The 22,734-nt window shown below is 36.6% G+C and carries 29 protein-coding genes; 5 read left to right on the top strand and 24 right to left on the bottom strand.

All coding sequences use genetic code 11. From position 1 onward, the window contains the following. The 5 genes from xseB to nusB form a co-directional block, all read right to left on the bottom strand. Nucleotides 1-234 (bottom strand): exodeoxyribonuclease VII small subunit, encoded by a 234-nt coding sequence (gene xseB / locus B3D94_RS10525; protein ID WP_008179899.1) that lies wholly within the window; start codon nt 232-234, stop codon nt 1-3. Next, nucleotides 231-1,589, bottom strand: coding sequence for an exodeoxyribonuclease VII large subunit (gene xseA, locus B3D94_RS10520; RefSeq protein WP_291757269.1), 1,359 nt, complete (start codon nt 1,587-1,589; stop codon nt 231-233). The genes xseB and xseA overlap by 4 nt, the downstream gene beginning before the upstream one ends. A gap of 231 nt (nt 1,590-1,820) precedes the next feature. After that, nucleotides 1,821-2,636: an undecaprenyl-diphosphate phosphatase gene (locus B3D94_RS10515; protein ID WP_069481925.1), complete on the bottom strand. Its 816-nt coding sequence runs from the start codon at nt 2,634-2,636 to the stop codon at nt 1,821-1,823. Between the two features lie 132 nt (nt 2,637-2,768). Continuing rightward, complete coding sequence (gene folD, locus B3D94_RS10510) at nt 2,769-3,623, bottom strand: bifunctional methylenetetrahydrofolate dehydrogenase/methenyltetrahydrofolate cyclohydrolase FolD (protein ID WP_291757268.1); 855 nt, start codon at nt 3,621-3,623, stop codon at nt 2,769-2,771. Nucleotides 3,624-3,654: 31 nt separating this feature from the next. Continuing rightward, the gene (gene nusB / locus B3D94_RS10505; protein ID WP_008179889.1) at nt 3,655-4,038 is read right to left on the bottom strand and encodes a transcription antitermination factor NusB; all 384 of its coding nucleotides are present in this window, start codon (nt 4,036-4,038) and stop codon (nt 3,655-3,657) included. A gap of 211 nt (nt 4,039-4,249) precedes the next feature. Here nusB and B3D94_RS10500 point away from each other — a divergent pair, with 211 nt between their 5' ends. The 3 genes from B3D94_RS10500 (at nt 4,250) to B3D94_RS10490 (ending at nt 6,612) form a co-directional block, all read left to right on the top strand. Beyond that, nucleotides 4,250-4,417: a DUF2197 domain-containing protein gene (locus B3D94_RS10500; protein WP_291757267.1), complete on the top strand. Its 168-nt coding sequence runs from the start codon at nt 4,250-4,252 to the stop codon at nt 4,415-4,417. Between the two features lie 11 nt (nt 4,418-4,428). Then, nucleotides 4,429-5,265: a MerR family transcriptional regulator gene (locus B3D94_RS10495; protein ID WP_069481927.1), complete on the top strand. Its 837-nt coding sequence runs from the start codon at nt 4,429-4,431 to the stop codon at nt 5,263-5,265. A gap of 177 nt (nt 5,266-5,442) precedes the next feature. Beyond that, nucleotides 5,443-6,612 (top strand): MFS transporter, encoded by a 1,170-nt coding sequence (locus tag B3D94_RS10490; RefSeq protein ID WP_069481928.1) that lies wholly within the window; start codon nt 5,443-5,445, stop codon nt 6,610-6,612. Nucleotides 6,613-6,702: 90 nt separating this feature from the next. On the opposite strand, the gene B3D94_RS10485 is transcribed toward B3D94_RS10490, so the two are convergent. Beyond that, a complete protein-coding gene (locus tag B3D94_RS10485) occupies nt 6,703-7,113 on the bottom strand; it encodes an Asp23/Gls24 family envelope stress response protein (RefSeq protein WP_036126940.1) in 411 nt (136 codons plus the stop codon). Between the two features lie 398 nt (nt 7,114-7,511). On the opposite strand from B3D94_RS10485, the gene B3D94_RS23020 reads away from it, so the two are divergent. Further along, a complete protein-coding gene (locus B3D94_RS23020; RefSeq protein WP_414673986.1) occupies nt 7,512-7,724 on the top strand; it encodes a hypothetical protein in 213 nt (70 codons plus the stop codon). Between the two features lie 253 nt (nt 7,725-7,977). On the opposite strand, the gene B3D94_RS10480 is transcribed toward B3D94_RS23020, so the two are convergent. The 14 genes from B3D94_RS10480 to B3D94_RS10415 all read right to left on the bottom strand — a co-directional run bounded on the left by B3D94_RS10480 (nt 7,978) and on the right by B3D94_RS10415 (nt 18,065). Further along, nucleotides 7,978-8,895 (bottom strand): HNH endonuclease, encoded by a 918-nt coding sequence (locus B3D94_RS10480; protein WP_291757266.1) that lies wholly within the window; start codon nt 8,893-8,895, stop codon nt 7,978-7,980. 219 nt (nt 8,896-9,114) lie between these two features. Continuing rightward, nucleotides 9,115-9,333, bottom strand: a complete 219-nt coding sequence (locus B3D94_RS10475) for a hypothetical protein (RefSeq protein WP_291757265.1) — start codon at nt 9,331-9,333, stop codon at nt 9,115-9,117. Nucleotides 9,334-9,430: 97 nt separating this feature from the next. After that, nucleotides 9,431-10,789, bottom strand: coding sequence for an acetyl-CoA carboxylase biotin carboxylase subunit (gene accC, locus B3D94_RS10470; protein ID WP_012295083.1), 1,359 nt, complete (start codon nt 10,787-10,789; stop codon nt 9,431-9,433). A gap of 13 nt (nt 10,790-10,802) precedes the next feature. Next, nucleotides 10,803-11,300 (bottom strand): acetyl-CoA carboxylase biotin carboxyl carrier protein, encoded by a 498-nt coding sequence (gene accB, locus B3D94_RS10465; RefSeq protein WP_193832536.1) that lies wholly within the window; start codon nt 11,298-11,300, stop codon nt 10,803-10,805. Between the two features lie 199 nt (nt 11,301-11,499). Then, on the bottom strand, nt 11,500-12,054 hold the full coding sequence (locus B3D94_RS10460; RefSeq protein ID WP_008179871.1) for a SpoIIIAH-like family protein: 555 nt from the start codon (nt 12,052-12,054) through the stop codon (nt 11,500-11,502). Then, nucleotides 12,055-12,474 carry a hypothetical protein gene (locus B3D94_RS10455; RefSeq protein WP_069481930.1) on the bottom strand — a complete coding sequence of 140 codons (420 nt, stop codon included), beginning with the start codon at nt 12,472-12,474 and terminating at the stop codon, nt 12,055-12,057. A gap of 207 nt (nt 12,475-12,681) precedes the next feature. After that, a complete protein-coding gene (locus B3D94_RS10450) occupies nt 12,682-13,593 on the bottom strand; it encodes a stage III sporulation protein AE (protein ID WP_025116078.1) in 912 nt (303 codons plus the stop codon). 12 nt (nt 13,594-13,605) lie between these two features. Beyond that, nucleotides 13,606-13,983: a hypothetical protein gene (locus tag B3D94_RS10445; RefSeq protein WP_054612968.1), complete on the bottom strand. Its 378-nt coding sequence runs from the start codon at nt 13,981-13,983 to the stop codon at nt 13,606-13,608. A 5-nt stretch (nt 13,984-13,988) separates the two neighbouring features. Continuing rightward, nucleotides 13,989-14,198 carry a hypothetical protein gene (locus B3D94_RS10440; protein WP_012295089.1) on the bottom strand — a complete coding sequence of 70 codons (210 nt, stop codon included), beginning with the start codon at nt 14,196-14,198 and terminating at the stop codon, nt 13,989-13,991. Between the two features lie 90 nt (nt 14,199-14,288). Continuing rightward, entirely contained in the window at nt 14,289-15,296 is a 1,008-nt protein-coding gene (locus tag B3D94_RS10435; protein ID WP_069481931.1) for an NAD(P)H-dependent flavin oxidoreductase, read from the bottom strand. 206 nt (nt 15,297-15,502) lie between these two features. Then, nucleotides 15,503-16,060 carry an elongation factor P gene (gene efp / locus B3D94_RS10430; RefSeq protein WP_008179859.1) on the bottom strand — a complete coding sequence of 186 codons (558 nt, stop codon included), beginning with the start codon at nt 16,058-16,060 and terminating at the stop codon, nt 15,503-15,505. Nucleotides 16,061-16,077: 17 nt separating this feature from the next. Then, on the bottom strand, nt 16,078-17,139 hold the full coding sequence (locus tag B3D94_RS10425) for a M24 family metallopeptidase (protein WP_008179857.1): 1,062 nt from the start codon (nt 17,137-17,139) through the stop codon (nt 16,078-16,080). A gap of 2 nt (nt 17,140-17,141) precedes the next feature. Continuing rightward, complete coding sequence (gene aroQ, locus B3D94_RS10420) at nt 17,142-17,576, bottom strand: type II 3-dehydroquinate dehydratase (protein ID WP_031417397.1); 435 nt, start codon at nt 17,574-17,576, stop codon at nt 17,142-17,144. 63 nt (nt 17,577-17,639) lie between these two features. Next, a complete protein-coding gene (locus B3D94_RS10415) occupies nt 17,640-18,065 on the bottom strand; it encodes a hypothetical protein (protein WP_069481934.1) in 426 nt (141 codons plus the stop codon). A 109-nt stretch (nt 18,066-18,174) separates the two neighbouring features. On the opposite strand from B3D94_RS10415, the gene B3D94_RS10410 reads away from it, so the two are divergent. Beyond that, on the top strand, nt 18,175-19,146 hold the full coding sequence (locus tag B3D94_RS10410) for a DUF1385 domain-containing protein (protein ID WP_069481935.1): 972 nt from the start codon (nt 18,175-18,177) through the stop codon (nt 19,144-19,146). Nucleotides 19,147-19,278: 132 nt separating this feature from the next. Here B3D94_RS10410 and B3D94_RS10405 read toward each other — a convergent pair whose 3' ends face one another. From B3D94_RS10405 to B3D94_RS10390, 4 genes are all read right to left on the bottom strand, one after another. Beyond that, nucleotides 19,279-19,761 carry a hypothetical protein gene (locus B3D94_RS10405; RefSeq protein WP_258268982.1) on the bottom strand — a complete coding sequence of 161 codons (483 nt, stop codon included), beginning with the start codon at nt 19,759-19,761 and terminating at the stop codon, nt 19,279-19,281. Further along, nucleotides 19,761-19,967 (bottom strand): helix-turn-helix transcriptional regulator, encoded by a 207-nt coding sequence (locus B3D94_RS10400; RefSeq protein WP_008181842.1) that lies wholly within the window; start codon nt 19,965-19,967, stop codon nt 19,761-19,763. Before B3D94_RS10400 ends, B3D94_RS10405 begins: the two co-directional genes overlap by 1 nt. A 211-nt stretch (nt 19,968-20,178) precedes the next feature. Beyond that, nucleotides 20,179-21,117, bottom strand: coding sequence for an alpha/beta hydrolase fold domain-containing protein (locus B3D94_RS10395; RefSeq protein ID WP_291757264.1), 939 nt, complete (start codon nt 21,115-21,117; stop codon nt 20,179-20,181). Nucleotides 21,118-21,502: 385 nt separating this feature from the next. Beyond that, on the bottom strand, nt 21,503-22,654 hold the full coding sequence (locus B3D94_RS10390) for a hypothetical protein (protein ID WP_291757263.1): 1,152 nt from the start codon (nt 22,652-22,654) through the stop codon (nt 21,503-21,505). Between the last annotated feature and the right edge of the window lie 80 nt (nt 22,655-22,734).

Here is a 22,734-nt window from a genome sequence, read left to right as displayed (position 1 = left end):
CTAATTCTCTCCCTTTAGTGGATCAAATGCTGTTGTTTCACCTGTCTCTTGGACAATAGATACTAGCTGCTCTTCAGCATGCTGCAGCTTACTATGGCAAAACTTTGATAGCTCCATTCCTTGCTTGTATAAATCAATCGCATTTTCCAATGGCACATCGCCTTGTTCTAGCTGGCGAACTATTTCTTCCAATGCCGTCATAGCTTCTGCGAAAGTTTGTTGTTTTTCTGTCACAACGATTCCCCCTCATTCTTTGGCAACATATCCTTCACTTCAGCCACAACTTTCCCATCATGGAAAGTCAATGTCAGAAGATCCTGCTTCTGCAGGTCAGTGGACGATTTGATCATATGTTGATCTTTATAAGCGACTGTAAATCCTCTTGTTAAAATGGAAAGTGGATTTAATGCTTCTAATGTTCGAATGGTTGCCTCAAATTGTTGTTGCTGCTTCGCTACATAATAGGTTGTAGCACGTGTTAATTGTTGCATGCGCGCTTCTAGTTCCCGTTGATGGAAAGCAAGTGCTTTTTTTGGTGAATGTTGTGCCACCGTACTATGTAATTGCTGAAGCTGAGCACTCTTCTTCATCAAATCTACCTGCATAGCTGTTTGCAATCCTGACTCGAGCTGTGCCAATCTTTCAGTGAACGGTCGATAAAGTCTTTCTGGCATTGACAGTGGATAAGACTGTTGGAGCTTATTAAGACGTTGTCGTTCAGCCATAAGTTGCGACCTAACCACTTGATGAATTTGAGATTTTTGCGAAAGTACCCGTTGGAATAGCTCCGCTTGATCTGGTACTGCCATCTCAGCGGCCGCTGTTGGTGTAGGTGCACGTAAATCAGAAACATAATCGGCAATTGTCGTATCTGTTTCATGACCAACTGCGCTAATAATAGGGATTCGACTATCAAAAATAGCTCTCGCCACTATTTCTTCATTGAATGCCCATAAGTCCTCGATAGAGCCTCCCCCTCGTCCGACAATCAACACTTGACAAGTTGCATCTTGATTGGCACGTTGAATATTTTGCACAATATTTGGTGCCGCCTGTGCTCCTTGTACGAGAGTAGGGTAAATCAGAATTTCAGCTAGAGGGTAACGTCTCTTTAAAGTCGTACAAATATCTCGAATCGCTGCTCCTGTTGTTGATGTTAGCACACCAATTTTTTCAGGAAATTTTGGGATCGATTGTTTCCATTCTAATTTAAAAAGCCCTTCTTTTTGTAATTGCTCTTTTAATTGATTAAAGGCAACAAATAGACTACCTATACCATCCGGTTGCATTTCTTGGACATATAGCTGATAAGTCCCGTAGCCTTCGTAAACGTTTACATCACCACGGATAAATACTTGCATACCTTCTTTTGGTTCAAATGCTAATTTCGTGGCAGCTGTTTTAAACATGGTGGCAGCAATTCTTGCCCCATCATCCTTTAATGTAAAGTAAATATGGCCAGATTGATGAATTTTTACATTTGATAGTTCACCTTTCACATACACTTCGCGTAGGTGAGGGTCCGCATCGAATTTTCGTTTAATATATTTTGTTAATGCTTTTACAGTTAAATAAGAAGCAGAGGACATGTTTTCGGCTCCTTTACTAAGATCAAGTTTTTCACAAAAACTACACCTATCATAACATTTTTTACTGGTGTTGACGCGTTTAAATGCAGTTTCGCTAGAAAAAATGCCTGTCTTTTATCTATCAAAAAACAACTATAACATATTCATACACGTTCTAACTAATAGAAATTGACTATTCAATGAATAACAAAACAAGGTCCCATAACAACAATTGTTATGAGACTTTACATTTTAATAAAATAATAATAATAGTGTTCCTACAATAAAACAGTAGTACGTAAAATAGCTAAGTTTACCACTTTTCATAATGCCCATAAACCAACGCATGGCAAAGTACGTCATAATAAGTGTAGCTAGAAAAGTCGCTGCATAAGGAATCGCCAACGCACCTTTATTAGGCTCATCTAAAAAATCAGTTATTCCTAATACGACCCCACCTAAGCTTACTGGAATATAAAGCATAAAGGAGAAACGTAAAGCTGTATCCTGCCTCATACCTACTGCAATAGCTGAAATAATCGTGGCACCTGATCGGCTAATACCTGGTGTGAGAGCGACTGCTTGCCCTAACCCAACAATAATGGCATCCTTCGCACTTAAATCTGCATCTTTTTTCTTCCCACGCATATTACGAATCAACCATAATGCCGCACCCGTAACAAACAACATGAGCGCAATTATCGTCATACTCACATTGTCAGCAATAACATCACTTAATAATACTCCTAAAACGCCCGCCGGAATAGAACCTATAATGATATACAAGGCAAAACGAAAATCAGCATTGTAGCGCTTCTCACGTGTTTTCAAGTACAAGAAGAAATGGGAAATCAATCGCACTATATCCTCACGATAAATATAAACAATAGCAAGTAACGACGCTGTATTGGTTAGAATGGCGAACGTAAACCCTTGTTCACCAAGCCCTAGAATTTCGCTGGCAATCATCACATGTCCACTTGACGATACGGGAATTGGTTCTGTAAACCCTTGGACAAGGCCAATAATGATATGCTTCACAATTAACACAATATCGATATTTTCCATAAAAACCTCCTACTAAGTATGTATGTCCCAAACGTTACATTAGACGTCAAAATTAGCATAAAAGTTCTGGAATCGATCCATAAAAAAAAGTCATCTCAACACGATATTGAGATGACTCCTTGAAAAGGCTATTTAATTAGCAAGCTTATTTTCAGCTGCTTGTACAGTGTTGAATAGTAACATTGTGATGGTCATCGGTCCAACACCGCCTGGTACAGGTGTGATATGAGACGCTAAACCATCTACTTCAGCAAAGTTTACGTCGCCGCATAATTTATTGTTGTCATCACGATTAATGCCAACATCAATTACAACAGCCCCTTCTTTCACATGCTCTTTTGTAATAAAGTTTGCACGTCCAACAGCAGCAATTAATATATCCGCTTGTTTTGTAAATGAAGGTAAATCTGGCGTTTTGGAATGTGTATACGTAACCGTAGCATCTTTTTGCAATAGTAGTTGCCCCATTGGCTTACCAACAATATGACTACGTCCTACAATTACAGCATGTTTTCCTGCAATTTCAATTCCTGAATACTCAAGAAGCTTCATTACGCCAAAAGGAGTACAAGGTAAAAACGTTTCTTGGCCAAGCATCATTTTCCCAACACTGATAGGTGAGAAGCCATCAACATCCTTCTCGACAGCAATTGTCGCGATGACTTTATCCTCATCAATATGTTTTGGAAGTGGTAATTGTACTAAAATACCGTGAATATCTTCACGTTGATTTAATTGTTGAATTTGTGTTAATAATTCCTCTTGCGTCGTTTCTTCTGGCAATTTAATCAGTTCCGAATACATACCAATTGCTTCACAAGATTTTTGTTTATTTCTCACATATGTAGCTGAAGCTTGGTTGTCCCCAACTAACACAACCGCTAAACCAGGTGTTAACCCTTGTTCTTTTAAACGAATTACACGCTCTGCTACAGCATTACGAATTTCTTGACCAATCTCTTTACCATTAATAATTGCACTTGACATAAACCTTCGTTACTCCTTCCAATTCAACACATTATTCTTGTTCTGTAAATTTAGAAAGTACACCATTGACGAATTTAGATGAACTATCATCGCCAAATGTTTTACATAACTCGATTGCTTCGTTTAGTACTACTCTTTTTGGTGTTTCTGGCATGTATAACAGCTCGTATACAGCTAGGCGTAAAACAGTTCTCTCAATTTTGGGTAAACGGGCAAGTGACCACTTTTCAAGATGCTGTTCTAAGGTAGCATCAATTTCCTCCAAATGTTCAGCTGTTCCAGTAACAATTTTTTCGTAGAAGGCATTTGTCGGTTGGCCTTTAATATGACCCATTGCTTCTTCAACTGTTAAATCTGTATTGTCTAGCTGAAACAAAACTTGCAACGCTTTTTCGCGTGCTTCATGTCGTTTCATGTAAAGCTCTCCTTCTTAAGTGGCATTAAGGTTTATAATAGCATAAAATCGCCCGAGAAACACGATTTCAAGCAAGTTTTCAATAATCTGAAACCTTTTTCAAGAAACTTTTTGCGCATCTAACAATTCGTGTTGAGCATTCCAAAATGATTGTTTAATTCACAAAATGTTATAATAAAGAAAATTGAAAGAATCTTCAGAGGTGTTCACAATGCAATATGAAGCTATTTGCACAAGCTGTAAAAAACCATTCCAGCTCCAAGAAGGTGAAGTACAATATAAACAAATGAAAGAACGTAAAGCTCACCTATTTTATTGCGAAGAGTGCAAGCATAAAATTCGCTTTGATGCCATCCGAAACTTCTTTAGCTACTACTAGTGGAGGCCATTATGAAGGAACATTATTATACAATCGGTGAGGTTGCCAAGCTGTCCAATCTATCCGTTCAAACTTTACGCTATTATGATCAGATCGGTTTATTTAAGCCCGCATATACCGATACTTATACCAATTATCGCTATTATAAAGATAGTCAAATTTTCTATTTAGATATCATTAAATCACTTAAATATATTGGCATTTCGCTAGAGGATATAAAAAAAGCGCTCAAATTAACGTCTGAAGAACTACTTGACTTTTTTGCTCAACAGGAGCTAAGAATTGATAATAAAATTTCACGCTTGAATGAAGTTAAAAACACGTTATTAAAAACCAAAAAGCAATTACAAGAACAAATTGATATCCCCTTCTTTGGTGAGGTGTATATACAGGTAGAGGAAGCAATGCCCATTCTACAAGTGACAACTAGCGAATTAACTCCAACTTCTAGTACCAATACATATTACGCAACACTTACAAAAATTATTGAGAAGGAAGGCAGTGTATTAAATAGTCGCTATGGTTGCATATATCCGCTCGCTCCCTATGAAGATGTGAATGCAATTATTTATGATGCCATTTTCACCCCGCTATTAACAGAGCGAATATTTTCGAAGCTATCGTCAAATATTGAGCAAACAATTATACCTGCGGGTACATTTGTCTGTATTGCATTTATCTACCACCCGGATACCTACTTTTCTTTTTATGAAAAATTAAGGAATTATGTCATGGCTCAGTCAGAAACTTTTGAATCTCAAGTTTATGAACTGTATATGCCTGCAACCCTTACTTTAGTACATGAAAAGAAATTCATTGTTGAATTAAAGATTCGGAAAAAACAATAAAGATACGCTTTCCGGTTATGTATAACTCTCCACATTAATTTCCAAACTGATAAAAAATCATCAAATTGAAAACAAATCTTTTGACCCTATAGTTACTATAGGGTTTATCGTATTACATGGAAATATTCTAGTAGAATGTCAATTTCATGTATCGTGAACGAATAAAAGGAGAACATTATGAGCAAGAAGCAAAATATAACATTAGCAATTTTACTATCGAATCTATTCATTGCCTTTTTAGGTATTGGTTTAGTCATCCCTGTTTTACCAACCATCATGAATGAGCTTCATATTTCAGGCTCTGTCGTTGGTTATATGGTTGCAGCCTTTGCTATTACGCAACTGATCGTGTCACCCATTGCTGGTAAGTTAGTCGATAATATTGGCCGCAAAGTCATGATTGTTGCAGGGCTTTTTATTTTTGGACTTTCTGAGTTTTTATTTGGATTGGGGCGTTCCATTGAAGTCCTCTTTATTTCTCGAATGTTAGGTGGCGTGAGTGCGGCCTTCATTATGCCAGCCGTCACTGCTTATATTGCCGATATTACAACACTATCTCAACGCCCGAAAGCTCTTGGCTATATGAGTGCTGCAATTAGTACAGGCTTTATAATTGGTCCTGGAATCGGAGGGTTTTTAGCCGAATATGGTACACGTGTTCCTTTCTATGCGGCAGGTATCCTTGGCCTTGTAGCAGCAATCTTTTCATTGGTATTACTAAAAGAACCAACACGTGCTGGAGATAAGGAAGATACACCAACATCAATTTTAGGGAGTGCCAAGCGAGTATTTAGCCCGCTTTATTTCATTCCATTTATTCTTATTTTCGTCCTATCATTCGGCTTAGCTGCATTCGAATCATTATTTAGTTTATTCGTCGACCATAAATTCGCCTTTACGCCATCAGATATCGCCATTATTATTACAGGTAGTGGGATTGTAGGTGCATTGGCACAATTATTACTTTTTGATTGGCTGACAAAGAAAATGGGAGAAATTAATGTCATTCGCTATTCGCTGATCCTTTCAGCGGTCTTAACTTTTGCTATGACTATCGTGAATCATTATTTTGCCATTTTATTTGTCACATTCTTTATTTTTGTTGGTTTTGATTTAATTCGTCCAGCAGTCACTTCCTATTTATCTAAAATTGCCGGCAATGAGCAAGGGTTTGTGGGTGGTATGAACTCTATGTTTACAAGCCTTGGTAATATTTTCGGTCCTATTTTAGGCGGGATATTGTTCGATATTAACTTGAACTATCCATATTACTTTGCCACAATTGTTTTAGTGATTGGTGTCATCCTTGCGTTATTCTGGAGAAAACCAAAGCATATTGAATTATAAACGAACAGCGATACCATATTATGAATGAATTTCCAAATTAAAAAAGGATTGCCCACAGATAAATGTCATCTACGGGCAATCCTTTTAGTTTTATTCATGTACTACAGTTTCTTCTTTTTCGAAATGAATCGCTGTAATATGCACATTTACTTCTGCAGTTTCGAGTGCTGTCATATTAAAAATAGCTTGGCGTATCTGTGTTTGTACTTCCTTCGCTACCTTAGGAATGGCATATCCATATTTCACAGAGCAAAATACATCAATAGCGATTTCACCCGTTTCTGTTACACCTGATTTAATCCCTTTATTGTGTACCTTTTTACCGAAACGTTCCACGACACCTGTCGCAATATTACCACGTGTTGCAGCAATGCCTTCGACCTCATTTACTGCGATCCCTGCCACAACCTCGATAACCTCTGCCGCTACTTCAATTTTTCCAAGCTCTTCTTTTCCAGAAGGTGTTGGTTGTACGAAAGATTGTCCTACTTTCTCTGCCATACAAATATCATCCTTTCCCTTACACATCACAAACAAATGCTGTACTTACATTTATTATACTATAAAAAGGAAGGTTTGGCTGTCGAAAGCCGTTTTAATTTATAAAGAAGCTTCATGAAATGATCATTATTGCTCCTCAACATTTATTAATTCACACTGCTATATCAGTTAATTTATAAAGTTTACATTTTCCATTTTTATACCAACTAATAATTTACTATGATATGCTCTCTATTATGAATAAAGTTTTAGCTAGTTAAGAAAAAGCAGATTTGAGAGGTGAATAAATTGATTAAGAATGAAAAGGAACATTATTACTATTTTTAAATTGTGTTAGTGTTAGTAATTAGTATTTTGGGATTTGTAATTAGAAAATTGTTAGGTGTCGAGAGAAAAAAATGGTTTTCTATAATCATCTTAATGAAAGACATAAAAAACTTGATTGGTCAGTACGAATATTTTTTATAAGTCTATTTTTTATTAGTACAGTTTATATGAATAACAACGATTCATTTGTCGTTTATCGAAATTTTGAAACATGGATTATCTTAATTGCTTTTATAATAACTTTTACGATAACAACTGATTTTTTCGGCCTATTTAATAATTAAAATTTTATCAAGTTCATGAGTGCTTGGTGGAATGGTTGTTTTACAAAAGACTAGTAACGTTAAAAATCCTGTCAATGCCTACTCCCTCAAGCTTTAACGATATATCTAAGAATAGAACAATTTCAGAACGCTCTTCTATTACAATCTTTTTTCATAATTTTACTTTAAATTACTTTTAAAAAGGCTTGTAAAATCTAGTCTAGTAACATACAAAAAGAGAAGCATATTAATCCAGCTTCTCTGATGATTACTACTATACAAATACATGCTTCTTATGCCATTTAAAATACTTTTTATTTTCTTCATGGCGATTCACGCGCATTTTAGGATGAATACCGTACTTCACATAATCCTCCTCATCAATCCGTTCAGAGATATGAATCTTACCTGTCCCATCAAATGCAATATAGCCTTTGTCATATAATGCATCATGATTACAGCATAACAATAAACCGTTATAAGCATCCAATCTTTCTTCATGTGCGCTATCCTTCCAAGGCTTTGAATGACTTGCTCTTAGCATTGCAGGTAAATCTATGCCACACAATGCACATTGATGATTCCATAAAGGAGCTAACGCCTCTTTATATCTCTGCTGACCTTTACGAATTTTCACTTTTGCTTCCGCTTCTGTCTCAGCTAGGATTGGTACAAGTTTATTACTTTCTCTACTTACAACAGAACCAATTGCAAACTCTAATTGCTCCTGATTTTCTTCATAGATATTTAAGTCACTAGTCAATTCTAATAATTTAATTGCGAGCGTTTCATTACATGGGTATAAATAACCTTGATTGCCATTTCCATCTTGCTGGAAAGGAGAATACTTTATGGGTAGAAGCGGTAAAATCACATCAAAACATGCCTTTATATTTAGCGGTATATCTAACTCATGATATTTTAAATCTACTAAATAACCTGCATCTTCCCATTGTGAATAACTTTGCATCTCTCCTGGTTTTGAAGCTTCATAATAATTTGACTGTGCGATACTAATAGCAACTAACTCTCCACGTACATAATGAAATATACAATCCCCTTTTAATATCTCTTTCATCCGATTCCATGAGTGTGGTACTTTACCAGATTTATCTTTTTGCGGTGACCAAATAATGCCCGCTTCTTTCTCTTCTAAATAGGTGTGCCCTTGCATTACAATATAATAATTCATCTAATTATCCCTCTATCTTGATCTGTTCTATATTTGAGTGTAAATGACGTAATCTTTAGTAGCCCCTTCAGGTATGAATAATTATAATCTATTTTATTAAAGATAGTTAAGAATTAAGGATTTACACAATTCATTACGGTTTGCAGGGATCGCAGTGCTACTACATTTCCAAATAGCTAACTTGATCAATTTGGTTTTAATGTACCCGCTTTTTTCACATTACTTACCCTTCCATAACCGCATTTGTTCTTTTACGATTAGTAGTGCATTAACGACTTTGATGCCCTTTTTCACCTCAGTTACGTCCACTAGCATTTTCGGAGGTGCAATTAGCTCTATGTCATCCTGTTGAAATGCCCCATTAAAGTTTGAAAGCTGTATACTCCCTGTAATGTAATTCAAATCATATATCCCTGTTCTCTGTTTATTTTTGGACATAAAAAACCTCCTAACTAATAAAAGTTAGAAGGTAATAAAATTGCGAACTTTGATAGGTGTTCTATTCCCTATTCGATTCCCTAAACCCACAAATCAATTACTTGCTTGTCCCCAATACATCATTCTCTTCAAGGAACTTCGTATTGAATTGTGCTGATTTGAACACGTCATTGTTCATGAGTGCTTGGTGGAATGGAATGGTTGTATTGATTCCAGGACCAGATACTTCAAATTCACTTAGCGCGCGATTCATTTTCGCAATCGCCTCTTCACGTGTATTAGCATGAACAATCAGTTTTGCCACCATTGAATCATAGTATGGTGGAATTGTATAACCCGCATAAACAGCAGAATCAATACGTACACCATAGCCACCTGGCGTTACATACGTATCAACAGTTCCTGCTGAAGGCATGAAGTTTTTATAGGCATTTTCTGCATTTATACGGCATTCAATAGCCCATCCATTTAATTGAATATCATCTTGAGTGAAAGGTAGTTTTTCACCAGATGCAATTTTTAATTGTTGTTGTACAAGATCTACACCAGAAATCATTTCTGTTACTGGGTGCTCTACTTGAATACGAGTATTCATTTCCATAAAGTAGAACTTGTCCTCTTGATAGTCATAAATGAACTCAATTGTTCCAGCACCTTCATAGTCACAGGCTTGGGCTGCTTTTACGGCAGCTGCACCCATTTCAGCACGGCGTTCAGAAGAAAGAGCTGGAGATGGAGCTTCCTCTACTAACTTCTGCATACGACGTTGAACAGTACAGTCACGCTCGCCTAAATGCACGACGTTACCATAGCCATCCGCTAAAATTTGGATTTCACAGTGACGGAAGTACTCGATGAATTTCTCTAAATACACGCCAGGGTTACCGAATGCAGCAGCAGCCTCTTTTTGCGTAATATCAATACCTTTGACAAGATCTTCTTCTGTACGTGCTACACGAATGCCTTTACCGCCACCACCAGCAGTTGCTTTGATGATCACAGGATAGCCAATTTTAGCAGCCCATTCTTTACCTGTTTCGATATCTGGCACAATACCAGTACCAGGAACAAGCGGAACTCCTGCTGCTTCCATTGTTGTACGTGCTACGTCCTTGATACCCATAATTTTAATGGAATCAGATGATGGACCGATAAATTTAATGCCAGCGTTTTCACAAGCTTCTGCAAAATCAGCGTTTTCCGACACAAAGCCATAGCCTGGGTGAATACCGTCAGCACCTGTTTTTTCAGCTACACTAAGTAGAGCTGGGAAGCTAAGATAAGAATCTTTCGATAGCTTCGGTCCAATACAGTAGGCTTCGTCTGCTAATTTCACATGTAATGCGTCTGCATCTGCTTCAGAGTACACAGCAACTGACTGAATGCCTAACTCTTTACAAGCACGAATGATACGCACAGCGATTTCGCCGCGGTTTGCAATTAAAACTTTTTTCATGGATTTGCACTCCTTACTCAGCTTTTACAAGGAATAATGGTTGGCCGTATTCTACTAATTCGCCATCTTTCACAAGTACTTCAACGATTTCCCCTTGCACTTCTGCTTCAATTTCGTTGAATAATTTCATTGCTTCTACGATACATACAATTGTTTCGTTCCCTACTTTGTCGCCTGCTTTTACGTAAGCTGGTGAATCTGGGTTTGGTGATTGATAGAAAGTACCGACCATTGGAGATACAATTTTATGTAGCGATGGGTCGTTAATCGCTGGTGCCGCTGTAGCTGGTGCTTCTTCCACTTTAGCTGACGCTGCTACTGGAGCTTCTGCTGGTGCAGACTGTTGTACAACAGGTGCTACTACTTCTTTTTTAGGTGCTACAGTTTCTGTAACAACAATATTATTCTTTTTTAACTTAACTTTTGCGCCATCTACCTCATACACAAACTCGTCAATTGAAGAAGAATCTACTAATTTAATAATTTCGCGAATTTCTTGAATTTTGAACATTTCTAACTCTCCTTATGAAATAAAATCTACTACAATAACTATTTTATATTTTTTCGAATCAATTTGAAACAGTTAAATGAAAATTAAGTAAATATGAACAAAATAAAAGGCTTTCCTTTACTAAGCGAAAGCCTTTTCATAACGCTGATATATAACAACGCTCTATAAATAAACTAAAAATTTATTATTTTCTATACTTTTAATAATTATTCGCGCTGAACTTTACTTGTACATCATTTGCGCCTTCCATTTCTGTTCTTACTAAGTATATAATTTCATTTGCTTGGGACTTTGATAATTCTTCAGCCATGACTGTAACAGACACTTTTTCTCCTTCAGCACGAACAAATGCATCAGAATAACCTAATGATTTAATGAGCATTTCAAGCATCGCTTCTGCTGATTCTCGTTTAATAAGACCATCCATTTCATTGAATGCCTCATTTTTTTCGTCAGCGGAAGATTCTTCTGAAGCAATTTTTTGTGTTAACTGCTCACGAAGTTGACTTCTCTCATCACTAACTTGCATACGCATTTCTTCAAATAAATGACTCGGCGAAGAAACTTCTTGTGTCACATCATTCGTTGCTTTTTGATCTGTAACGCCACTTACAGCTGTTTGTTGTAATGTATCATCCGTAAAAATAGTAAGTCCATTGAACTGTTTTGCTGGATCAACCAAATAATACACTGAAATGACTGCTACTAAACTTAATAATGTCATAAACCAAACTGTTCTTCTACGTACGCGCATTTACTTTTCCTCCTTATTTTCCATTGGAACAATAATAATTCGATGAATCGGCAACTGCATCACTTGACTGACGACTGCACGAATTTCATTTTTCACAAAGATATCGGATGCACCTTCTGAAACAACTAGCATTCCTGTTACGTTTTTCGCGCCTTGCTCAGTCCCTCGAAAATATTGGCTGAATAGTTTATTGGCATCTTGATCATCTGTCATCTCTCCATAATAAAAATAGACTTTAACCTCCCCAACACCTTGCATTGCTTTCAGTGTTTGCTCAAGTTTTTCTTCATTAGTGAGCGGTGAACCTTTGTCGTTCGGTGAATTCGTTTGATACATAGGCAAAATGATGAAAATACCAACGGAGGCAGCTACCAGTATTAAAACCATTAATGACGTTGTTTTTTTTCGTGTCTTTTCCACATCACTTGTACATTGCCTCCTTTCATCTTCTCTTTTTCAAGTGTATGTACGCTTGTTTCTTCCTATGAATTGATAAATGGAATCTTTAATAGCAATTGCAAAAATACTAACGTGATGACCAATTTTGTAAGTGAAATTATTTCCTTATCATCCGTTAGAAACACAAATATCTGACAAACAAAGAGCAATGCCAATAAAAGAATCAATCTATCTCCCCCCTGCCATAACTTGTACGAACACAATGAGGAAAAAACAAGAGAACATAAATGAAAAGGCAATCAAAAATGATACAGCACATAAGGTAAATAGGGATTTACTTATTTGATCTAGTAGTCTACAAATATCATCAAAGGCAATTGGTTCTAAAATAGCAGCAAGCATTTTTAAAGAATAGGCACTGACAACAAGTTGAACTGTTGGAATAAACGATACGGTAATAACAGCAATGAAGGCACTAATACTAGTAAGGGAGGATGTGAATTGTGTCATATGCTGAAACATCGAAAAGCTATCAACTATAAACGAACCAACCACCGGAATATTTTCTTCAATTAATTTTTTGACTGGCTCAGCTACAGCTGCATTAACGCTAAACGCTGCCACTCCTCCTGCAGTCATCAATAGGACGTAGCAAATAACAGAGGCAGAAACGATACTCATAATGGTAAAGCGAATCAAATCCGCGATCCGTGTAAAAGATATTTCCTTGACAATCACACTACATACATCAAAAACAATGGCTAACAAAACACCTGGAATAAGCCACTTACTACTAATAATTGTGAGAACTTGTACAAAAAACAGTAAAAAAGGTTGCCAGGATGCAATGGCTGTAATACTACTAGATAACATAAAGCTTGAAGTCAAAATAGGATAAAACGCCGTAAATAAATGGGCTAGTCCTTGTGCAATTTCATCAATTAATGTAAAAGATTTAACAACAACTGGTCCTATCGTAGCTAACACAATTAGAAAAAAAAGGATTCTTGTCCCTTTTTCAAATTCTGGTAATATCATGTTGATGATTAAAATAATGATGACATAACTACAAAGCAACAGTGTCATCTTGAGCAAGAGAAAGAATGGGTCGATTAAAAACGATAGTATTTGCTCCTGCAATGGCTTCGCTCCTTAGTTTAGCCTTTGTAAAATGGCCGACACCTCCTGTAAAACAGCCAAAAATTCTTTGAACCAATACAATAAAATAACAATCTTTACTGCTGCAAAAACAATGTTCCCGAGCACTTTATAGTTATGTTCTACAAGCAGCAATGACACCCATTGCCCAACATAGAACATACTTGCACTAATTAAAATAGCCTTTGCATAAGGCAAAAACGCAAGCGTTTCTAAAAGTTGCTTGACGAAGGGCAATAAAAGTGTCGAGAACAGCATGCCAAAAAGCAAAAACGAAAACATCACACTTATTAGCGCGTGGAGTGGCTGTATGACTTCTTTTATCAGCAATAATAAAAGCAGCATGACAACAGCAACGATAACAATTTCCATTTACCCTACCCGGATGATGTCAGCCATTGAAAGAATGTGAGTATTTCGTTAAAAAATAGACGTAAAAATCGGAGTAATTCTGCTGTCATATATAAGTAGGCAATGAAAAATAGGAAAAATGAAAATTCCTTCTTCCCTGTTTGATCGAAGAAAACATGAAGAAGCGCAACTACTAGTCCCACTCCAGCAACTCTTAATACGTCTTGTAATTCCATTCCTACGCCCCCTCGTGTACAGCAATATATGTCGCTCTACAAAAAAAAAGACCTCTATACAGCTGTATAGAGATCTTCTATCTAAAAATTTTATAGCCATTTATCTACAATACTTTTGACCGTACCAGTGTGCTGTACAAGATGGCTATTTTCACCCATCCACATCGATAAATACTCCGCATTGCCCTGTTCAGCACTTTCCTTACGAATGGTTGTCGTTAAATAATTTTGCAACGGATAAGGTGCAACTGTCGCATCCTTCATACGGTTAGTAAAATCATTTGCTAAGCCCCTAGCAGGTTTACCCGTAAATGCGAGCGTAATGGTCGTTTCCTGTTCTTTTGATGCCAATACCGCATTTTTATAAAGCGGAGAAATTTCGCATTCTTCTGCCACCAGTAAAACCGTCCCCACTTGCACTGCCTGTGCACCGCTCTCTAAAGCCTTCTGAATATCCTCCTTCGTTACGAGGCCACCCGCTGCGATAATAGGAATAGCTATGTTCCCCGCTACCTGCTGCAGTAGGTCATATAAAGGGATTAATTGGAGTGGTGCTGTAAAGGAACCTCGATGACCACCAGCTTCTCCACCTTGTAGGACCACCGCGTCCATGCCAGCCTGCTCAACTAGCTGAGCTTCCTCTAATGTAGTAGCTGTACCAATTGTATATACCCCGTGTTCCTTTAACTGTTGGAGCACCTCCGCTGAAGGAATACCGAATGTAAAGGAGCAGATCTTCACATTCTCCTCAATAACCGCTTGTACTTGTCCTGCAAAAACTTCCTTGGATACAACGCTTTGTACAGGCGATAGTCCAAGCTCATCATAAAAAGGTTGGAGTGCCATGCGGGCCTTTTGTAAAACCTCGATATCAATTTGCGGCTCCTCTTGTACGAAAAGATTGACCGCAAAAGGTTTTGTCGTTAGCTTCTTCACTTCCTGAATAAATTGCTTTGTCTGTTCACCATCTAAGTAACCTGCACCTATAGAGCCTAATAATCCTGCCTCTGTACAAGCTGCCACGAATTTAGGTGATGTTACACCTGCCATGGGTGCTTGAATGATTGGATGTTGACTATCTAGTATTGTTTGTAGCATAACTCTCACTCCTTACGATTATTGTAGACATTTCTCCCAATAATGACCATCTATCTGATGATAGAAACTTGGAGGGAGACAAGAAAAAAAGAGACTGTTTCTCTATCCATTATCACAATGTCCCGATTGTTTCACAAGAAATGTATAAGAAAAAAATAAAAACCTACTCTTTCAATAAAAAAGAGTAGGTTGATTATCATTAATAATTAAGCACGAGAAACGTAAGAGCCTTCTTCAGTGTTAATGATTAGTACATCACCTTGGTTTACGAAGAATGGTACTTGTACAATAAGACCTGTTTGAAGAGTAGCAGGTTTAGTACCACCTGAAGCTGTGTCGCCTTTAATGCCTGGTTCTGTTTCAGTTACTTCTAATTGAACAGTGTTTGGTAATTCAACACCTAGCATTTCACCTTGGTAAGATTGAATATGAACTTCCATGTTTTCTTTTAGGAATTTTAATTCATACTCGATTGCTGCTGAAGCTAGTTCAGTTTGCTCGTATGATTCTAGGTCCATGAATACATGGTCGTCACCTTGTGCATATAGATATTGCATTTTACGATTATCGATTTGTGCTTTTTCTACTTTTTCACCAGCACGGAATGTTTTTTCATTTACTGAGCCGTTACGTAGGTTACGTAATTTAGAACGTACGAAAGCAGCACCTTTACCTGGTTTAACGTGTTGGAAATCTAACACGCGATATAATTGGCCATCAACAACAATTGTTAGACCTGTACGGAAATCGTTTACTGAAATCATTTGTGTTCCTCCAAAGTTTATAAAATAATGAGTTCTTTTGACGAATGTGTGAGTAATTCATTCCCTGTCTCAGTGATTAAAATATCATCCTCAATACGGACACCACCGATACCTGGTAAATAAACACCTGGTTCAATCGTCACGGCCATACCTGGCTCTAGCACTGCATCAGAACGCATCGATAAGCCAGGGCCTTCATGTACTTCAAGACCGATACCATGTCCTAAAGAATGACCGAATGCTTCGCCATATCCTTTTTCTTTTAAGTAGTCACGTGCAATAGCATCCGCTTGAATACCTGTTAATCCAGGACCCACTTTTTCAAGTGCTAACAGCTGAGAAGCAAGGACTGCATTGTACATATCTACTAATTTTTCAGATGGTTCTCCAACAGCAACAGTACGTGTAATATCCGAAATATAGCCATTGTATAGCGCACCAAAGTCTAATGTAACAAAGTCGCCTTTTTCAATCACTTTATCCGTTGCAACGCCGTGTGGTAATGCTGAACGAAGACCAGACGCAACAATTATGTCAAACGAAGACTGAGTCGCTCCTTGTTTACGCATGAAAAATTCTAATTCATTCGAAACCTCAAGCTCTGTTTTACCAGGCTTGATGAAGCCTAAAATATGTGTAAATGCGTGATCTGCAATTTCACACGCAGCCTTAATAATATTAATCTCTTGTTCCGTCTTAATCAAGCGAATTTTTTCAATTAGCCCAGAAATCGGCACTAAATCAGCTTGAATGTTCGATTTATACAGTTCATATGTGCCATAGCTTACAGTATCTCTCTCAAAGCCCAGTAATTTGATGCCCATATTCTTTACTTGTGTAGCAATTTCTTCAATAATCGTTGCTTCATGCTTAACAATTCGGAAGTCCTGAATTTGTGCGGCAGCTTGTTCTGTATATCGGAAATCTGTAATAAACACAGCATCATTTTGGGACACAATTGCTACGCCCGCTGTCCCTGTAAAACCAGTCATATAGCGGCGGTTATACCCATTCGTAACTAAAATGCCATCGATGTTTTGTTCTTGAAGTGCTTTACGTAGCTTTTGTAATTTCAACATAATCAATTCTCCCTCTCGATAAATGTACGTAGTGCCAGTTCATAGCCTTTCGTACCTAGTCCACAAATTTGACCAAGGCAGGCCGGAGCAAGATAGGAATGATGACGGAAAGCCTCACGTTTATGGATATTGGAAATATGTACTTCGATTACTGGCACCGTAATCCCTGCAATGGCATCATGTAACGCGATGCTTGTATGGGTATATGCACCAGGATTAAAGATAATGCCATCATACTTTTCGTCTTCTGCTTCATGCACCCAGTCCACAAGTACCCCTTCGTGATTGGATTGACGAAATTCAACTGTGGCACCTAAAGAAGCCGCAAGATTTTGAACATTTTCTTTAACATCATCCAATGTTTCATGTCCATAAATATGTGGCTCTCTTTTTCCAAGTCGATTTAAGTTAGGTCCATTCAAACATAATAACTTCACGCTTCTATTCGCCTCTTTCTATGTACTTGCCATTTATTTTATCATACACGGCGCATACAGCAACTAATTTCCTTTTTGCGCTGTATGCTCCCTTTGATGAAAATTGGCTGTTTCTAACAAGAAGCGTAAAAGGCAAACCACGACAACTATGAATGGAATCGAAAGCTTTTTAAAGGAAGAAAGTTGTAATGGTAAATCTAATGCAATCCACTCTAATAAAATCGTCACAAAAAGCCCTAGCAGTAGCGAAGAAAAGACTGCTGGAATGACATAGACATAGCGCATAGTCATATATACAAACAATCCGATGATGAATAGAAGAAATATAAAGAAGGTCCAGTGAAATAACTTAGAGCTTTCTTCAAACCATCCCCATTTTTTATAAAACCCAATTGGATGCCATTTAATAAGATTAAAATAATGCAAACCTTTTAAGCACAAGGCTAAAATAAGAGCATTTACAAGTGATGTTATTGTCCCTATTTTCACAATATTTCCTCCTTTGCCCACTAATCATTTCCTAAAATGTACGATTAGTGTAGCCATATAGAAAATTTACTATGCGTAACTGTAGAGGTTTTTGACTAAATTTAGTACAATGGTACAGTTGAAATATATAAAGAGAGTGGTGTTAGCCTTGAGCAATTCACCTGTATACGGGGGACAAGCACAATTAGAAGGTGTGATGTTCGGAGGAAAGGATCATACAGTTACAGCCATTCGTCGTAACGATGATTCCATTGATTATTATCATTTTAAAAAAGTACAAAAGCCTATTTTACAAAAGCTTAAAAAAATCCCATTTGTTCGTGGCGTTGTCGCGCTGATTGAATCAGCAGGCTTAGGTTCTCGTCATATGCAATTTGCAGGGGATCGTTATGACGTAGTACCTGGTGAAGAAGAAGATAATAAAGAAGAAGGATCCAAACTTCAAATGATACTTGGCGTTGCTGTAGTAGGTATTCTTTCCTTTTTATTTGGAAAATTTGCCTTTACACTAATTCCAGTTTTTATAGCTGATTTTTTCTCTAAATGGATTGAAGGAAAAACAGGCCAAATTTTACTAGAAAGCGGTATTAAACTACTATTACTGCTCACATATTTATATTTTATCTCGTTAACGCCTCTAATCAAACGAGTATTTCAGTACCATGGAGCGGAGCATAAAGTCATCAACTGCTATGAAGCTGGTTTAGACATTACAGTTGAGAACGTCCAAGCACAATCACGTCTACACTATCGTTGTGGTAGTAGCTTTATTCTTTTCACAGTCTTTGTCGGCATGTTCTTATATTTCTTTGTGCCAACTGACCCGCTGTGGCTACGTATTTTAGATCGTATTTTATTAATTCCAGTAGTACTAGGAATATCATTTGAAGTATTACAGGCGACAAATGCTTGCCGTAATATCCCTGTATTACGATTCCTTGGCTATCCTGGTCTATGGCTTCAATTGCTAACGACTCGCGAACCAAAGGATGATCAGGTGGAAGTTGCCATTGCATCCTTTAATATGCTACTTCAAGTAGAGCAACAACCAGAAATTGCAGCAACATTAAATCATGATTAAGTAAAAGGCAGTCCCAACGTATGTTGTTGGACCTGCCTTTTTTTATATAGATGCTAGCCTTGCATTTTTCTTTTAAATGTTATAATCGTAGCTAGATAAACCTATCCAAAGGGATGAAACGGACAACTAAACTTACTTAAAATCTTTCCTATTGACTGTAAGTGCAGTAAATATACCCATCATACTAGGTAAAATACTGAATAATAAAAACAGCCAATTATTTGTTATGATCGAGATAATGGTAAAAATAAGTATAGATGCGACATTGATGCTTATACCTAACTTCACATAAGAAGGCTTAAAAGGTATTGGACTGTACATGTTAATAGTCAAAATGAGCCCAATGATCGCCCAGCTCCCTAAGTGTACGAATAAAAGTACAGCTAAAACCATGGCAGTGCTTAATTTAATCCCAAACACTATTAAAGAAAAGAAAATATAAATTGCTGCTAACGTCAAATACCATGAATAAGATTTCGCCTTTTGCCAAATATGGTCGTGTACTTCATCTAAGCCTCTATTTTTCTTCGCTTTTTTCCTTCCGAACCACCAGCCAAGGATGCCAAAAATCATCCCGCCATATAGTCCGAAAATTCCCCCTATAGAAAATTCCATTATGCCATTCCCTCCTCTTCGAAAATAAAAACTTCCTCAATCGTGCAGTTGAACGCTTTTGAAATATTGTAAGCAAGCTCTAATGATGGATTGAATTTTCCCGATTCAATTGCAATAATGGATTGTCGTGAGACACCCACTACCTTAGACAAATCCTCTTGCGTAATCTTTTTCGATTTCCGCAATTCACGAATTCTATTTTTCATAATGCCTCCTCATTAAATGTAAAGCAAACTGTACATTTAGTAATAAGTAAAGTTTACTTTACATCTTTTGGTATGTCAAGCTAGCTTTACAATTTAATTTTCGTTTAAACAATGGAGATGTGAGGGGTTTAGAGTAAAAATCAGTCTATTATAACAGTAAATAAAAAAAGCGTGTTTTGAAAAATCAAAACACACTTGGAATCTCCACACTCTATCTCAACACTTTACTATGAATAATGTTTATAATTTTCTGTTGAGCGTCTAGTGCTTCGGGGATGGGCATGACAACAAACACATGGTTCATTTTAGGATAAACAAAGGTTGTAATATCAATCCCTTGCTCGCTTAGTTGTTCATCAAACTTTACTGCATCTGGATATAAACTTTCATGGGTACCAATAAAATGAGTAATACTCGCTAGACCCTGAAAATCACCATAAATTGGACTAATCAATGGGTCTTTTAAATCCTTATCAGCTGCCCATATGTTTGTGATGACTCCCATTCCTTCACTAGCAAGCATAGGGTCCTTTTCTTCATATTCAGGGATAAGAGGATTTTCTAGACTTAGGTCAACACAAGCTGAGAGTAAAATAATATCTTGCGGCTGCGGCAAATGGTTTTGCTTTAAAAGCTGGGCCAAACCAAGTGCTATATTGCCTCCTGCAGAATCTCCTATAATAGTTAATTGACTGGAGCTTTCAACCGTCTCTAAAATTCTATTATATAGATGAAGCATTTTTTGGTACGTATCCTTATGGTTAAAATGAGGTACTTTTGGATAAATCGGAGCAATAACTTTTGCCTGTAATGCTTGCGCCATTTTATCCATGAACAGCCAGTGTAAATTTAACGGTTGATTCGTCCAAGCGCCACCATGAATATAGAGAATCACTTTTTGTTTCGAGGACTTTTGATCATTTAATGTAAAAACTTGCATATCCTCAAAAGTTTGTTCGTCCTTAACACTTAAAAATTGAACATCTTCTCCAATGACATAGGGCTGATTATTCACAGTTGCTCTTTGTTCGATGAACTGTTTAGCATTTTCAACACTAGAAAAACTCATTTTATTACTCTGGGAAAATAACAACTTTTCAAATTGAACACTTTCTTCAGAACGCTCTCCATTAAAAATTACTACACTCATTTCTTTCTCCCCTTTCAACATTTTTTCCCCTAGGTGGATGTCTGAGAACCCTTAACAAACAAGACTTAAAATGAACAAGTCATTAGCAAGTACTTTACAAAATAGGTCTTGTCGTCAAACTTTATTACAATAGATCGGACATTATTTTAATTCCACATATTGGCGTATACTCCTTCAAATTTGCATGTTAAATTAAATATCTATCCGCTTCTTTGAAGAAATAATGCTGAGTTACAATGAATGTTGATTATTAATATCCCTTGATTATACGTATTTAAAAGTCTGTCATTTTGAAGAAGATTGATCAAAATGACAGCTTTTTTCTATTTTTACTAACTGTATTAACGATAGATTGATTATTTTATTAGTTAACAAAGAAATGGTCCTAATTTACATATAGATACAAAACATTTTCGTGTTTCTGATACATTCCCTTGATTACTCCTATTCCATCAATTGTAAGTGAATCGGCATTTTCAATAGGATTATTCTTTAGGATCAGATGTAATTTAATGATATTTTGAAGCCGATTTTTACAATAGGCAATTACAGGTTGCTGTACAAGATATTCTTCATTGTTAATTCTTACTTTTAGAAAATTTTTATGTAAAAATTTATATTCGAATGAGACGATATTCATCGGGTCAAAAGATTTAGCATCTATTTTACCTTCAATAAATAAATGAATTCCTTTTTGTTGTTCAAAGCTTTCAAATGTAGTTTTTCTACATTCTATAGCAAAATTAATTACTTCTTCTGTTTCAGAACTTATTTCTACCTGATTTATTTTTACTAAATTATCCGAAAGTTGTTTAATTATATCGTATAATGTTTCCTCTTCCCCCCAAAAACTTTCTTTCCAACCTGGTGAAAACTCATCTAGTAACAAACACATAAACAAACCTGAACTATAACAACTCTTCCGTATATTAGATGTGGACTCATATTTGTCCTTTAGGTTTTGCCCATATTTTTTTAAAACGGATTCGTAAGCTATCGGAGTTTTTTCTGCGAAAGCCTTGAGTTCAACATACCACGCGGGTCCTTCAATTGTTTCAATTAAGCTTTCATATAATAAATTATTAGGGAACTTATTAGCCCTTTTTTCTCTAAGAGCAATGAACGTATTAAGATATAGTTTCTTTTTAATAATATTGTTTTCTAGCACAGCACTAAAAAGGTTGATTCTTTCCTGATTTCGTAATTCCACATTTTCTTTTGATAACGGATATGTAATTCCTAAAATTTCATCTGCAAATCGCGTTTCACCTTTCACATACTGAAAACCATGGAACAGTTCATGGACAAGAAGAGAATATAAACTTTCATAATTCTCACACAAATCCATATTTACAATTGCTGTTGGATAATCATTATAGAGAATAAGTGTACAACCTATAAATCGCTCATCCCAATTAAAAATCTGATAATGATTTTGTTCACTTCTTTTCATTCTAGGATGGTTAAATAAATAAACATAATTTTTATCATATAGTGCGTAAGCAACCGATTGAAATCCTGACCAATAGTGATTCAAATTTTAATTTATTAAGTCTTGAGAAATTCTGTTAAGATAGTTATTCATTTTTTATCCCCCATCTACTAATTCAATATATA

The organism is Lysinibacillus sp. UBA5990, from assembly GCF_002429815.1.
GTDB classification, from domain to species: domain Bacteria; phylum Bacillota; class Bacilli; order Bacillales_A; family Planococcaceae; genus Lysinibacillus; species Lysinibacillus fusiformis.
This window is presented reverse-complemented; position numbering and strand designations above follow the sequence as displayed.

Bases quoted from the DNA above. Each gene is read 5' to 3' on its own strand.
- B3D94_RS10460 (WP_008179871.1), bottom strand. From the start codon at position 12,054: ATGCGCGTACGTAGAAGAACAGTTTGGTTTATGACATTATTAAGTTTA.
- B3D94_RS10485 (WP_036126940.1), bottom strand. From the start codon at position 7,113: ATGGCAGAGAAAGTAGGACAATCTTTCGTACAACCAACACCTTCTGGA.
- B3D94_RS10395 (WP_291757264.1), bottom strand. From the start codon at position 21,117: ATGAGTGTAGTAATTTTTAATGGAGAGCGTTCTGAAGAAAGTGTTCAA.
- B3D94_RS10500 (WP_291757267.1), top strand. From the start codon at position 4,250: ATGCAATATGAAGCTATTTGCACAAGCTGTAAAAAACCATTCCAGCTC.
- B3D94_RS10495 (WP_069481927.1), top strand. From the start codon at position 4,429: ATGAAGGAACATTATTATACAATCGGTGAGGTTGCCAAGCTGTCCAAT.
- accB (WP_193832536.1), bottom strand. From the start codon at position 11,300: ATGTTCAAAATTCAAGAAATTCGCGAAATTATTAAATTAGTAGATTCT.
- B3D94_RS10475 (WP_291757265.1), bottom strand. From the start codon at position 9,333: ATGTCCAAAAATAAACAGAGAACAGGGATATATGATTTGAATTACATT.
- nusB (WP_008179889.1), bottom strand. From the start codon at position 4,038: ATGAAACGACATGAAGCACGCGAAAAAGCGTTGCAAGTTTTGTTTCAG.
- accC (WP_012295083.1), bottom strand. From the start codon at position 10,789: ATGAAAAAAGTTTTAATTGCAAACCGCGGCGAAATCGCTGTGCGTATC.
- B3D94_RS10490 (WP_069481928.1), top strand. From the start codon at position 5,443: ATGAGCAAGAAGCAAAATATAACATTAGCAATTTTACTATCGAATCTA.
- B3D94_RS23020 (WP_414673986.1), top strand. From the start codon at position 7,512: ATGGTTTTCTATAATCATCTTAATGAAAGACATAAAAAACTTGATTGG.
- folD (WP_291757268.1), bottom strand. From the start codon at position 3,623: ATGTCAAGTGCAATTATTAATGGTAAAGAGATTGGTCAAGAAATTCGT.
- B3D94_RS10410 (WP_069481935.1), top strand. From the start codon at position 18,175: ATGGTACAGTTGAAATATATAAAGAGAGTGGTGTTAGCCTTGAGCAAT.
- B3D94_RS10445 (WP_054612968.1), bottom strand. From the start codon at position 13,983: ATGGAAATTGTTATCGTTGCTGTTGTCATGCTGCTTTTATTATTGCTG.
- efp (WP_008179859.1), bottom strand. From the start codon at position 16,060: ATGATTTCAGTAAACGATTTCCGTACAGGTCTAACAATTGTTGTTGAT.
- B3D94_RS10400 (WP_008181842.1), bottom strand. From the start codon at position 19,967: ATGAAAAATAGAATTCGTGAATTGCGGAAATCGAAAAAGATTACGCAA.
- B3D94_RS10515 (WP_069481925.1), bottom strand. From the start codon at position 2,636: ATGGAAAATATCGATATTGTGTTAATTGTGAAGCATATCATTATTGGC.
- B3D94_RS10435 (WP_069481931.1), bottom strand. From the start codon at position 15,296: ATGCTACAAACAATACTAGATAGTCAACATCCAATCATTCAAGCACCC.
- xseA (WP_291757269.1), bottom strand. From the start codon at position 1,589: ATGTCCTCTGCTTCTTATTTAACTGTAAAAGCATTAACAAAATATATT.
- B3D94_RS10425 (WP_008179857.1), bottom strand. From the start codon at position 17,139: ATGTTGAAATTACAAAAGCTACGTAAAGCACTTCAAGAACAAAACATC.
- B3D94_RS10405 (WP_258268982.1), bottom strand. From the start codon at position 19,761: ATGGAATTTTCTATAGGGGGAATTTTCGGACTATATGGCGGGATGATT.
- B3D94_RS10480 (WP_291757266.1), bottom strand. From the start codon at position 8,895: ATGAATTATTATATTGTAATGCAAGGGCACACCTATTTAGAAGAGAAA.
- B3D94_RS10440 (WP_012295089.1), bottom strand. From the start codon at position 14,198: ATGGAATTACAAGACGTATTAAGAGTTGCTGGAGTGGGACTAGTAGTT.